General features: G+C 72.8%; 11 protein-coding genes. 6 read left to right on the top strand and 5 right to left on the bottom strand.

What is annotated here, in order from left to right; genetic code table 11:
• The first annotated feature begins 4 nt into the window (after positions 1-4).
• Positions 5-562 carry a dihydrofolate reductase family protein gene (locus tag GC722_RS11765; RefSeq protein ID WP_156610328.1) on the top strand — a complete coding sequence of 186 codons (558 nt, stop codon included), beginning with the start codon at positions 5-7 and terminating at the stop codon, positions 560-562.
• A gap of 109 nt (positions 563-671) precedes the next feature.
• A complete protein-coding gene (locus GC722_RS11760; RefSeq protein ID WP_156610326.1) occupies positions 672-1,010 on the top strand; it encodes a YnfA family protein in 339 nt (112 codons plus the stop codon).
• 9 nt (positions 1,011-1,019) lie between these two features.
• Here the strand turns inward: GC722_RS11760 and GC722_RS11755 are convergent, their stop codons facing one another.
• Complete coding sequence (locus tag GC722_RS11755) at positions 1,020-1,541, bottom strand: hypothetical protein (RefSeq protein ID WP_156610324.1); 522 nt, start codon at positions 1,539-1,541, stop codon at positions 1,020-1,022.
• Positions 1,542-1,612: 71 nt separating this feature from the next.
• Entirely contained in the window at positions 1,613-3,370 is a 1,758-nt protein-coding gene (locus GC722_RS11750; RefSeq protein WP_156610322.1) for an IlvD/Edd family dehydratase, read from the bottom strand.
• Between the two features lie 97 nt (positions 3,371-3,467).
• Here GC722_RS11750 and GC722_RS11745 point away from each other — a divergent pair, with 97 nt between their 5' ends.
• Positions 3,468-4,421: an aminoglycoside phosphotransferase family protein gene (locus GC722_RS11745; protein ID WP_156610319.1), complete on the top strand. Its 954-nt coding sequence runs from the start codon at positions 3,468-3,470 to the stop codon at positions 4,419-4,421.
• A gap of 7 nt (positions 4,422-4,428) precedes the next feature.
• Here GC722_RS11745 and GC722_RS11740 read toward each other — a convergent pair whose 3' ends face one another.
• Entirely contained in the window at positions 4,429-4,908 is a 480-nt protein-coding gene (locus GC722_RS11740) for a DUF4383 domain-containing protein (protein WP_156610317.1), read from the bottom strand.
• Between the two features lie 83 nt (positions 4,909-4,991).
• Positions 4,992-7,463, bottom strand: coding sequence for a glycoside hydrolase family 2 protein (locus GC722_RS11735; RefSeq protein WP_156610315.1), 2,472 nt, complete (start codon positions 7,461-7,463; stop codon positions 4,992-4,994).
• 112 nt (positions 7,464-7,575) lie between these two features.
• Between GC722_RS11735 and GC722_RS19290 the strand changes: the two genes are divergently transcribed.
• The 3 genes from GC722_RS19290 to GC722_RS11720 all read left to right on the top strand — a co-directional run bounded on the left by GC722_RS19290 (position 7,576) and on the right by GC722_RS11720 (position 11,447).
• Entirely contained in the window at positions 7,576-8,331 is a 756-nt protein-coding gene (locus tag GC722_RS19290; RefSeq protein ID WP_156610312.1) for an IclR family transcriptional regulator, read from the top strand.
• A gap of 142 nt (positions 8,332-8,473) precedes the next feature.
• Entirely contained in the window at positions 8,474-9,805 is a 1,332-nt protein-coding gene (locus GC722_RS11725; protein ID WP_197430064.1) for an MFS transporter, read from the top strand.
• A 28-nt stretch (positions 9,806-9,833) separates the two neighbouring features.
• Complete coding sequence (locus tag GC722_RS11720) at positions 9,834-11,447, top strand: arylsulfatase (RefSeq protein ID WP_156610310.1); 1,614 nt, start codon at positions 9,834-9,836, stop codon at positions 11,445-11,447.
• A 10-nt stretch (positions 11,448-11,457) separates the two neighbouring features.
• Here the strand turns inward: GC722_RS11720 and GC722_RS11715 are convergent, their stop codons facing one another.
• Positions 11,458-12,807 (bottom strand): caspase family protein, encoded by a 1,350-nt coding sequence (locus GC722_RS11715; protein WP_156610308.1) that lies wholly within the window; start codon positions 12,805-12,807, stop codon positions 11,458-11,460.
• Positions 12,808-12,821: the final 14 nt, after the last annotated feature.

The raw sequence follows: 12,821 nt of genomic DNA, 5'->3' as shown, positions 1-12,821 counted from the left end.
CACCATGGGACAGCTCATCTACTCGATGATCACCTCGCTCGACGGCTACGCCGAGGCGGCCGAGGGCGACCTCGGCGCAGGGGCAGAGGACGAGGAGGTGCACACCTTCATCGGCGACCTCTTCCGCCCGGTCGGCACCTACCTCTACGGCCGACGGATGTACGAGACGATGGTCTACTGGGAGACCGCCCACACCGAGCCGGACCTGCCGCCGCACATCCTGCAGTACGCCCGGGACTGGCAGGCCGCGGAGAAGGTCGTCTACTCCACCACGCTGCAGTCGGTGTCCAGCGCGAGGACCAGGATCGAGCCGACGTTCGACCCCGAGGCGGTGCGCAGGCTCAAGGCGGAGTCCGAGCACGACCTCACCGTGGACGGCCCGAACCTGGCCGCCCAGGCCATCGCCGCCGGGCTGGTGGACGAGTACCGGCTCTTCATCACCACCAGCGTGGTCGGCGGCGGCAAGCGGTTCTTCCCCGACGGGGTCCGCCTCGACCTCGAGCTCGTCGAGCAGCGCGCCTTCGGCAACGGACTCCTCTACGCGCGCTACCGAGCCCGTTGACCGTCCGCCGGTGCGCGACGGCACCGGCGGCGCGGGCTAGCGTTCGGGTCATGAGCAGCACGGGGACCTCCGGACCCTCCACGACCGCCCTCGCCCAGGCGGGCCGGCGATGACGGTCGCCCGCTCGATCGTCTTGTTCGTGGCCGCAGCGGTCCTCGAGATCGGTGGCGCCTGGCTGGTGTGGCAGGGCCTGCGCGAGCACAGGGGCTGGCTCTGGATCGGCGCGGGCGTCATCGCGCTGGGTCTGTACGGCGTGGTGGCCAGCTGGCAGCCCGAGGCCGAGTTCGGCCGGATCCTGGCCGCCTACGGCGGCGTCTTCATCGCGGGGTCGCTGCTGTGGGCGATGGCCGTCGACGGGTTCCGACCCGACCGCTGGGACGTCGTCGGGGCGCTCATCTGCCTCGTCGGGGTCGCCGTGATCATGTACGCCCCGCGGTCCGCGGCCTAGTCCGGGCCGTCAGCGGCGCTGGCCCGACAGCATCCGCTGCCGCACCAGCTCGAGCCAGGCGACCACCTGCGCGGCCGGTGCCTGGAGCGTGCCCACCTTGAGCCACCGGGTTCCCGTCCCCGTCGCGACGGAGACCTGCACCGCGTCGAGGTAGGTCCTGGCCGCCAGCACGTCGCGCCACGGCACGGTGGCCAGCCCGGTGACCTCGATGCCCTCGACCGTGACCACCAGGTGGCGTCGCATCAGCCGCATCTGCTGGACGGCGACCACGGCGAAGAGCACCGTGCACAGCAGCAGCGGCACGGTGGCGAACACCAGCGCCGAGCCACCGAAGACGACCGGCAGGGCGACGGCGGGCGAGAGGCACAGCAGACCGCCGAACACCGCCACCACGACCGCGACGGCCCGCAGGCCGGTCGTGGACCGGAGCTCGACCCGTCCCGCACGCTGCAGCTCGGCGTCCCATCCCTGCAGGACACCCCACCACGGCCCACCACCAGGTGGCACCGCCGGCCAGGACTGCTGACCCACCCCACCGCCCCCGATCTCTGCTCCGACACCCCGGCCCCGCCGAGGCGGTGGCAGGTTAGCCGCCCCGGAGGTCAGTGGGACTCGCGGCTGACCTTCGACCCCGAGGAGCCGACCAGGAAGTCCAGGTCGACCCCGGTGTCGGCCTGCATCACGTGGTCGACGTAGAGCTTCTCCCAGCCGCGGGTCGGCGCGGCGAAACCGGCCAGCGTGGCCTCGTTCGGCGTCCGCGACGCCAGCTCCTCCGGGCTCAGCTCGACGTCGAGACGTCGGGCGGTCACGTCCAGGCTGATCCAGTCACCGGTCTGCACGAGGGCGAGCGGCCCGCCGGCGGCAGCCTCGGGGGTGACGTGCAGCACCACGGTGCCGTAGGCCGTCCCGCTCATCCGGCCGTCGCAGATGCGCACCATGTCGCGGACGCCCCGCTCGAGCAGCTTCTGCGGCAGCGGCATGTTCGACACCTCCGGCATGCCCGGGTAGCCCTTCGGCCCGCAGCCCCGCAGCACCAGCACGGAGTTCTCGTCGACCTCCAGGTCGGGGTCGTCGATGCGCGCCCGGAAGTCCTCGATGGTGTCGAAGACCACCGCGCGGCCGCGGTGCTGCAGCAGGTGCGGCGAGGCGGCGGCGGGCTTGATGATGGCGCCCCGCGGAGCGAGGTTGCCGCGCAGCACCGCGATGCCGGCGTGCGTCAGCAGCGGGGTCTCGCGCGAGGTGATGACGTCGGCGTCCCAGATGCGGGCGTCCTCGAGGTGCTCCACCAGCGGGCGTCCGGTGACCGTCAGCGCGCTGGGGTCGAGCAGGTCGCGGACCTCGCGCAGCACGGCCTGGAACCCGCCGGCCCGGTACAGGTCGTCCATCAGGTAGCGGCCCGCGGGCTGCAGGTTGACCAGCAGCGGCACGTCGGCGCCGATGCGTTCGAAGTCGTCGACGGTGAGGTCGATGCCGAGCCGGCCGGCGATGGCCAGCAGGTGCACCACCGCGTTCGTCGAACCGCCGATCGCCGCCAGCGCCACGATCGCGTTGTGGAAGGAGGCCTTGGTCAGGAAGGTGCTGGGCCGGCGGTCCTGGCGGACCAGCTCCACGGCCAGCAGCCCGCTGTTGTGGGCGCCCTCCAGCAGCCGGCTGTCCGGTGCCGGGGTGCCGGCCAGCCCGGGCACGACCACGCCCAGGGCCTCGGCCACCAGCCCCATCGTCGAGGCGGTGCCCATCGTGTTGCAGTGGCCCTTGCTGCGGATCATCGCCGACTCCGAGCGCAGGAAGTCGTCCTCGCTGAGGGTGCCGGCGCGGACCTCCTCGCTGAGCCGCCACACGTCGGTGCCGCAGCCCAGCGGCTGGCCGCGGAAGGTGCCGGTCAGCATCGGTCCGCCCGGGACGACCACCGCGGGCAGGTCGACCGAGCCCGCGGCCATCAGCAGCGAGGGGATCGTCTTGTCGCAGCCGCCGAGCAGCACGACGCCGTCGACCGGGTTGGCCCGCAGCATCTCCTCGGTGGCCATCGCGGCCATGTTGCGCCACAGCATCGCGGTGGGCCGGACCTGGGTCTCCCCCAGCGACACCACGGGCAGCTCGAGCGGGATGCCGCCCGCCTCGAGGATGCCGTTCTTGACCGACTGGGCCACCTCGCCGAGGTGGGCGTTGCAGGGGGTGAGGTCGGAGGCGGTGTTGGCCACCGCGATCTGCGGACGTCCCTGGAACGCGCTGGAGGGCACCCCGCGGCGCATCCACGCGCGGTGGATGTAGGCGTTGCGGACGTCACCGGTGTACCACTCCGAGCTGCGCAGCTCGCGGTGGTCGCGGTCACGGGGGTCGCGGCTGGGGAGGTCGGGCTCCATCGTCCACCTGCTCTTTCTCGTCGGTCGCTCGCCCCTGACGCTACCGTCTGCGCCGGCCCGGCTGGGCGTCGGCGCCCGGGTGTGGTGCGATGTCGCCGTGCACGCGCAGATCGTCCAGCCGACCACCGCCGGTGCATCTCCCGCCGGGCCGGACCACGACCGGGAGGTCGCGCTGGCGATGCGCATCGCCCGGCTCCACGGCGCGGACGTCCGCGGCACCACGGTGCTGGCCGGGGTGGTCAACCGGGTGGTGAGGGTCGTCGGGGACGGCACCGACTGGGTGGTGCGCTTCCCCGCCGACCGTCGTCGTCCCGACGAGTTCCCCGCCGAGACGTGGGCGATCTCCCGCGCGGCCGCGGTCGGGATCCCCTCCCCCGGCGTGGTCGCCTGCGGCCGGCTGGACGAGCTGCCCTACCTGGTGCTCGAGCACGTCGAGGCCGCCGCCGAGCCCGTCCGCCGGCCCTGGTGCTGGCTGGGCCGCTACGCCGCCACCATCGCCACGGTGCCGGTGGACGCCACCGCCCCGGACAGCCTGTTCTCCCGCTTCGGGCGCGACCTGCCAGCCGCCTGGCGCCAGCACCTGGAGTACAACATCGAGGCGCTCGGCGATGACGACCCGTTGGCGGGCACGGTCTACCGGCCCGAGGACGCGCCCCAGCTGCGGGCCGAGCTCAAGGCGCTGCGCGCCGAGCGGTTCCGGTTCGGGCTGGCCCACGCCGACCTGGCGCCCCGCAACCTGGTCTCCCGCGGCGCGGACGAGGCGCCGGTGCTGATCGACTGGGGCAACGTCACCACGGGTCCCGCACCGTGGACCGAGCTGCACCGCGTCCACCAGATGGCGGTGGACGGGGCCATCACGCCGGCGGACTTCTGCGACTTCGCCGAGGGGGTGGACGTCGACCTGGTCACCGCTCGTCCGCTGCTGGAGCGGCTCAGCGTGCTGAGCCACCTGGACCTGGTGCGCTGGGCCCGTGACCAGCGTCCCGAGCTGACCCCGACCTACGAGGACGCCGCCCGCCGCGGGCTCCGCCGGATCCTCGACACCCTCTGAGCCGGTCTCAGGCGGCGTCGGAGTCGCGCGCCTCGGCCCGGGTCAGCCGGGTCGCGAAGCCGGACCCCAGCATCAGCACGGCCAGCGCCAGGTGCAGCCAGTCGTCGGCGTCGTTGACCGGCACGAAGTTGGCCGCCGAGTCGTGCGGCACCAGCAGGCCGTAGACCCACAGCACCGCGTACACGGCACCGCCCCAGACCAGGTAGCGGCGGGCCGACCGGTGGCTCCGCGACATCAGCAGACCGGCGACCCCGAACAGCAGGTGGACGACGTTGTGCAGGACCGAGACCTGGAAGACGCCGAGCAGCATGGCCTCGGAGTGGTGCGAGGCGAAGGACAGCGTGTCGTAGTTCGAGGTGACGCCCGGGACGAAGCCCAGGATGCCCACCAGCAGGAACACGCACCCGAACACGGCCGCGGTGGCGCGGGAGACGGTGCGGTGGGTGCCGGCGATGTTGGCGGTGTCGGCGGGACCGGAGCTGGACATGTGACCTCCTGGCGTTGACTGCCCCTCCCCTTACCCACCGGCCCCCTGACCCACCGGTACCGCCCGCACCGCGGCGACCGGGGTCACACCCCGCGGGCCGCCACCACGAGGTCGTTGACGGTGCGGACCAGCCCGCGGGCGGCCAGGTCGTCCAGCTCGAGGGGCTCCGGAGCCCGGACCACCACCCGGACCTCCTCACCCGGCAGCAGGTCGAAGGCGGCGTCGCCGGCCGCGGCGTCGGGGTGCAGGTGGTCCACCAGCAGCACCACCGACCGGACCAGCCGCGGCGAGGACAACGTCAGCGTGGCCTGGCCGTCGCGCCACGGGGAGGCCTGCACCCGGACGTCGGCCGGCTCGAGGGCGAGCTCGGGGTCGGGGACGTGGTAGCCGACCGCGGCCGCGGCTCCGGGGGCGCGGGCGACCAGCACCTCGGTGCGGGGGTCCGCCACCTCCGCCACCATCGGGGCCAGCGCCAGCTCGGCCGCGCGGCGCGGCGGCACCTCCAGCTGCTCGCGCAGCTCGCCGAGCACCTCGCCGCCCAGACCCGTCCGGGTGACCGTCACCTCCGCCGTCCACCAGGTGGCGGTGTCGTTCACCGCCACCAGGCGCCGCTCGGCGCCGCTGCCCCGCCAGACCAGGATCCGGTCCTCGCTGGCGCGACGCACCGCGTGCCACAGCGGCTTGAGGCGTCCGTAGCCGTCCACCATCGCCCAGGAGGTGACCGGCCAGCAGTCGTTGAGCTGCCAGAGGATGGTGCCGGTGCACAGCGGGGTCATCGACCGGAAGCGCTCGACGGCGGTGGTGATGGCCCGGGCCTGGTTGAGCTGGGTGAGGTAGTGCCACTCCGCCATGTCGCGGGGTTCGGGCAGGTGCCCCTGCAGCCAGCGCGACAGCTTGGCGTTGCCGTCGACGGCCTTCTGGTGCAGCAGCATCGCCGGCGACTCCGGCGAGCTGGGCTCGGCCTCGACGGCCTGGGTCAGCGTGGCCCAGGTGGGCGGGCCCTGGAAGCCGAACTCGGAGACGAAGCGGGGCGTCCAGTCCTCGTAGCCGGTGTGGTCGCGGCGGTTCCAGACGTCCCAGATGTGCACGTTGGCGTGCCGGGGGTCGTTGGGGTGGCGGTCCGGGTCGCCCGAGTAGGGGCTGTTCGGCCAGTACGGCACCTGCGGCGCGACCTCGTCCACCACCGCCGGCAGCAGCTCGGTGTAGTAGCCCAGCCCCCAGCTGCGGTCCCCCAGCTCCTCCTGCCAGCCCCAGTCGTACCAGCCCCAGATGTTCTCGTTCGCCCCGTTGAGCAGCGCCAGGCTGGGGTGCGACATCAGCCGCTCGACGTTCTCGCGGGCCTCGGCGGCCACCTCGCCGGCCAGCGGCTCGTCCTCGGGGTAGGCGGCGCAGGCGAAGAGGAAGTCCTGCCAGGTGAGCACGCCCAGCTCGTCGCAGACGTCGTAGAACGCCTCGCTCTCGTAGATGCCGCCGCCCCACACCCGCAGCAGGTTGAGGTTGGCCGCCACGGCCTGCTCGATCCGTTGCCGGTAGCGCTCCGGCGTGACCCGGGGCAGGAAGCAGTCGTCGGGGATCCAGTTGGCACCCCGGACCAGCACGGGCGTGTCGTTGACCACGACCGTGAAGGCGGTGCCGTGCTCGTCCTCGGTGGTGTCGAGGCGGACCGAGCGGAACCCGATGCGGCGTCCCCGGCTGTGCAGCACCTGGCCGGTGGCGTCGGCCAGCTCGACGACGAGCTCGTGCAGCGGCTGGTCGCCGTAGCCGCGGGGCCACCACCGCGGGGCGTCGGGGACGCGCAGCACGACCGTGTCGACCTCACCGGACGCCGACGCGGGGACCTCGACCCGCACCCCCGCCACCTCGGCGCTCACCGTGCCGCCGGCGAAGGACGCGCCCACCTCCAGCGCCAGCTCCAGGGAGACGGTGCCGTCGGCCCCGTCCACCCCGACGGTGGGGCGCAGCGAGGCGATCCGCGCCCCGGACCACGACTCCAGCCGGACACCGCGCCAGATGCCGGCGGTGACCAGCTGCGGCCCCCAGTCCCAGCCGAAGTTGGCGGCCATCTTGCGGATGAAGTTGAAGGGGGTCGGGTAGGCGTTGGGGCGCGGGCCGAGCGCGGACTCCAGCTCCTGCGCGTGCCGCCAGGCGGAGGCGAAGGTGACGACGAGCTCGTTCTCCCCCGGCGAGAGGCGCCCGGTCACGTCGATGCGGTAGCTGCGGTGCTGGTTCGCCGTCCGGGCCACCACCTCGCCGTTGAGCTCGACGGTGGCCACCGTGTCGAGGCCGTCGAAGACCAGGTCGACCCGCTCGGCGCCCTGCGGGGACCAGTCCAGGGTGCGCCGGTAGCGCCAGCCGGTGTGGCCGATCCACGCCGTCAGCGGCTCGTTGGTGCCGAGGTAGGGGTCCTCGATCAGCCCGGCGGCCAGCAGGTCGGTGTGGACGGTGCCGGGCACCGTGGCGGGGATCGTCCCGGGCAGCGCCGGTGCGGGGTGCTCGGCGTCGTGCTCGGCGACCTCCAGCGTCCACGCGCCGTCGAGGGAGTGGGTGGTCAGCATCTGGTCCTCCTGGGATGTCGGCGGGCCAAGCCTGTCAGCGCCTCGCCGCGGAGGCTAGGGGTGGCGGCCGACGATCCACGGGCGCGTCCCACAGCACGGCTACCCTGTCGGCGTGGAGCACCCCGAGGACGGCGCCGTGGGCAAGGCCGTCGCGGTGCTGAAGGCGCTGCGGACGGCCGACGCCGGCAGCAGCGCCCGCGAGCTCTCGGCCCGCACGGGCATGTCGCGCAGCACCGTGCAGCGGGCGCTGACCACCCTGGCGGCCACCGGGATGGTCGAGCAGGGCGCCGACCGCCGCTACCGGATCGGTCCGCAGGCGCTGCTGATCGGCCTGGGCTACCGGCAGGGGATGTCGCTGGTCTCGGCGGCCCGCCCGCTGATGGTCGCGCTCCGGGACCGTACCGGTGAGACGGTCGGGCTGAGCATCCGCACGGGCTGGAGCCGGGTCTTCATCGAGGAGGTGCAGAGCACCCTGCCGCTGCGCTTCGCCTCCGAGCTCGGCGTGCTCTACCCCCTCTGGTCCGGAGCCACCGGCCGGATCCTGATGCTCGACCTGGACGAGGACGAGGTGGAGCAGGCGCTGGCCGACCGCACCGGCGGCGAGCGGCTGCACCGCGCGCTCACGCCCCCGCAGGCGCGCGAGCTGCTCGAGCGGGCCCGCCGTGACGGCTGGGCGGGCGCGGCTGACGAGACGATCGCCGGCGTGCGTTCCCTCGCCGTCCCCGTGCGCGGTCCCCACGGCGAGGTGGTGGCCGCCCTGTCGGTCTCCGGCCCGGGCGTCCGGCTGGCCGCGGCCGAGGCCGAGGTGCTGACCGCGCTGCAGCAGTCCGCGACCCGGCTGGGCCGGACCCTCGGCCGAGCCGACTGACCGCACGCAGGCTGGGGTTGGCTACGACAGGGCACGTTGACAGGGCGGGGCCCTGACGCCCTAGGCTGTCCAATGGAGCGGGACGCCTGTCCCGCACATCGGGACACAACGACGTGACAGGCTGCGGCCGGGATGGAGCGAGATGACCTCCGACGTGCACTCCTCGACCGAGACACGGATGCGCCGCAACACGGTGCTGGCCAGCGTGCTGGGCTCCGTGGTCGAGTGGTACGACTTCTTCCTCTACGCCACCATGGCCGCGCTGGTCTTCAACAAGGAGTTCTTCCCGACCTTCGACCCGCTGGTCGGCAGCATGGTGGCGTTCGTGACCTTCGCCGCCGGCTTCGTCACCCGCCCGCTGGGTGGCCTGATCTTCGGCCACTTCGGCGACCGCATCGGCCGCAAGAAGATCCTGGTGCTGACCATGCTCATCATGGGCGGCTCGACCTTCCTGATGGGCGTGCTCCCCACCTACGCCAGCATCGGCGTGCTGGCGCCGATCCTGCTGCTGGTGCTGCGGATGCTGCAGGGCATCGGCCTGGGTGGTGAGTGGGGCGGCGCGGCCGTGCTGACCTTCGAGCACGCCCCGCGCGGGCGCCGCGGCTACTTCTCCAGCTGGCCCCAGACCGGCGTCCCGATCGGCCTGCTGCTGTCCACCCTGGCGGTGAACCTGGTCAGCCTGCCCGGTGACGAGGCGCTGGTCGCCTGGACCTGGCGGCTGCCGTTCCTGGCCAGCGCGATCCTGGTGGTCGTCGGGCTGTTCGTCCGGCTCAAGGTCGAGGAGCCGCCGGCCTTCCAGGCCATGGTGAAGACCGAGGACCGGGTCGCGGTGCCGATGCTGGAGGTCTTCCGCCGCTACCCCAAGCAGCTGCTCATCGGCACCGGCGCCCGGCTCAGCGAGAGCATCACCTTCAACATCTACAACGCCTTCATCCTCACCTACACCACCACCGTGCTGGGGCTGCCCAACCGCTACGCCCTCAACGGCCTGCTCATAGCCAGCGTCATCGGGTTCGTGATCATCCCGGTCGCCGGTCGCCTGTCCGACCGCTACGGACGCCGGGTCGTGTTCGGCGCCGGCGCCGCGGTGGCCCTGGTCAGCGCCTTCCCGGTGTTCGCCCTGGTCGACTCGGGGGTGGCCCAGCTGATCTGGCTGGCCATCGTCGTCGGCTGGGCGCTGGGGGCCTGCACGATGTTCGGCGCGGAGGCGGCCTTCTTCGCCGAGCTCTTCCCCGCCCGGGTCCGCTACACCGGCATGTCGATCGTCTACCAGCTCGGCGTGCTGCCCTCCGGCGCCATCGCCCCGGCCCTGGCCATCTTCCTCGTCTCCACCTTCGACAGCTCCTGGCCGGTGGCGGTCTACGTCATGGTGGCGGCGCTCATCACCCTGATCAGCCTGCGGCTGGCCCGGGAGACCGCCTTCGACGACGTCGACGCCGACCTGCACCAGCGGGCCTCGCAGCAGACCGCCTGACCGACAACCCACCCTGGAGAGCACAGACATGAGCAGCGCCCCCCGCCCCAACATCGTGGTCGTCCTCGTCGACGACATGGGCTTCTCCGACATCGGCTGCTACGGCGGCGAGGTCCTCACCCCGAACATCGACGCGCTGGCCGCGGGCGGTCTGTCGATGACGCAGTTCTACAACACCGCCCGCTGCAGCCCCTCGCGGGCCAGCCTGATGACCGGGCTGCACCCGCACCAGACGGGGATCGGGATCCTCAACTACGACGACTCCCCCGAGGGCTACCCGGGCACCCTCAACCGCTCCTGCGTGACGCTGGCGGAGGTGCTGCGCCCGGCCGGCTACGCGACCTACATCTCCGGCAAGTGGCACATGTCCAACGACATCCACTCCCCCGACGACGCCTGGCCCACCCGACGTGGGTTCGACGAGTTCTTCGGCACCCTCGAGGGCGCGGGCAGCTTCTTCCAGACCCGGACGCTGACCCGCAACGAGGAGAACGTCGAGCACCTCTGCGAGGACCCCGGCTTCTACTACACCGACGCCATCACCGACCACGCGGTGGAGTTCCTGCGCAGCCACGCCGAGAACCGCGCCGACGACCCGTTCTTCCTCTACGTCGCCTACACCGCCCCCCACTGGCCGCTGCACGCGCTGGAGGAGGACATCGCCCGCTACGCCGGACGGTTCGCCGCCGGCTGGGACGAGCTTCGGGTGCAGCGGCTGGCTCGGATGGTCGAGCGCGGCATCGTCTCCGGGGAGTGGGCGCTGACCGAGCGCGACCCGCGCGTCCCCGCCTGGGAGGACGTCACCGAGCAGGAGTGGGAGGCCGCGCGGATGGCGGTCTACGCCGCCCAGATCGACCGGATGGACCAGGGCGTGGGGCGCATCATGGCCCAGCTGGCCGAGCAGGGCGTGCGCGAGGACACCCTGGTCGTCTTCCTCAGCGACAACGGCGGCTGCGCGGAGGAGATGCCGGTCGAGACCGCGCGGGACTTCGTCACCACCTACGTCAGCTTCGACGCCTTCACCCGCGACGGCCGCGAGGTGCGCCCGGGCAACGACCCCAGCATCTGGCCGGGCGGTGAGGACACCTACGCCACCTACGGCCGCTCCTGGGCGAACCTGTCCAACACCCCCTTCCGGGAGTACAAGCACTGGATCCACGAGGGCGGCATCGCCGCGCCGCTGGTGGCGCACTGGCCCGCCGGCCTGGCCGCCCGCGGCGAGCTGCGCCACCAGCCCCACCAGCTCACCGACATCATGTCCACGGTGCTGGAGGTCAGCGGCGCCGAGTACCCCGAGGAGCACCTGGGGCACGCGGTGCTGCCGCCGGAGGGGCGCAGCATGCTCGCCACCTGGGCCGAGGACGCCCCCGCCGAGGACCGCTACCTGTACTGGGAGCACGAGGGCAACTGCGGCGTCCGCCGCGGGCCCTGGAAGCTGGTCCGCAAGCACGGCCAGGACTGGGAGCTGTTCGAACTGGACGCCGACCGCACCGAGCTGCACGACCTGGCCGCCGACCACCCCGCGAGGGTCGCCGAGATGGCCGAGGTCTACCAGCGGTGGGCCGAGCGCTGCGGGGTCATCCCCCGCGAGAAGGTGCTCGAGCTCTACGCCAGCCGCGGCTCGGGGCTGCCCTCGGAGTGACCCTCCGCGATCAGAACGCGAAGGGCCGCTCCACCACCCGGGCCGCCGCCCCCCGCGAGCCGTAGCTGTTGAGCTGCGGTGTCGCGGTGGGGATGGCCCGGCCCCGCAGGGCGCGGGACAGGTCGTCGTAGGAGCCGGCGAAGGCGCCGTGCAACCAGATGGCGGTCAGGTTGTAGGTGAAGGCCGACAGCGGGTTCCCCGCCGGCGTCACCTGGTGGTCGGCGCAGGCGGAGAGCGTGGTGACGGTGCAGGCCATCGGCTCGTCGTCGGGCACGGTGCAGGCGGCGGAGCGGACGGCGTCGTAGAGCTGCTTGTGGGTGCTGTAGACCTGCCCGCCCTCGGTGTACTTCTTGGTGCCGGCGTGGCTCTCGGCGAAGAGCTCGCCGAACAGCTCGGCCACCTCCTCGTCGCGCTCCTCGTCCCCGGCGGGCGCGGTGCCGGGCTCGGGCGCCTCCCCCTCCAGGGCCGAGTCGAGGGAGGAGCTGCTGATCGGGGTGACGTCCTGCTCGCTCACCGAGCCGGCCGTCTGGTGGCTGGTCGTCGAGGTGGCGGCCAGCGCCGACCTCACCTGCTGGCTCCGGCCGGCGGCCACCTCCTCTGTCGCGGCGTCGGTCAGCAGGTCCTTGAACGCCGTGCCGGAGTGGCAGCTGTCGAAGACGACGTGGGCGCGCACGCCCTCGCGCAGCCCCCGCAGCAGCGCGTACAGCTCGTCGTCGACCAGCATCCGGTCGTAGAAGCAGGTGGTCTCGTCCATCAGGTCCTGCTCGGCGTCCCCGGACTCGTTGTCGATCTGGCTGCCATGACCGGAGAAGGTGAGCAGCAGGGCGTCCCCGGCCTGCAGGTTCTCCGCCGCGTCGGACAGCAGCGCGTACAGCGCGCTGGTGGTGGCGTCGGAGTCCAGCAGCAGGCAGCTGTCGTAGCCCAGCTGCTCCGAGAGCTTCGCCATGGCCCGGGCGTCGTTGCGGCAGGAGGGCAGCTCGAGGTCCGAGCCGTAGTGCGCCGGGTCGACGTGGTCCACCCCGACGTGGATGGCCAGGCCCACGGGGGTGCGGACGAGGTCGCCGCAGAACAGCGCGTCGAGCTGGGACAGCGTCTGGTGGCCCACGATGCCGTCGGCCACCAGGCCGTACTCGCGCTGGAAGGCGTCCACGGCGGCGAAGGTGCGGGGACCGAAGTAGCCGTCGATGTCGCCGCCGGTGAGGTAGCCGGCGTTGAGGGCGCTGAGCGCCTCCTGCACGGCGACGACCGCACCCCGGCAGCTCTCGCCGCGGCTGATCGGGCGCTGGTTCTCGTAGGCGGCGAGCAGCCGGGCACGCGTGCTGGGCGTGGCGACGCGGGTGAAGCGGTTGGACTGGAACATCGGGACTCCTTCCG

This window comes from Auraticoccus cholistanensis, assembly GCF_009742705.1.
Classification (GTDB): domain Bacteria; phylum Actinomycetota; class Actinomycetes; order Propionibacteriales; family Propionibacteriaceae; genus Auraticoccus; species Auraticoccus cholistanensis.
The sequence above is the reverse complement of the archived record's forward strand: the minus strand, read 5'-3'. Positions and strand labels throughout refer to the sequence as shown.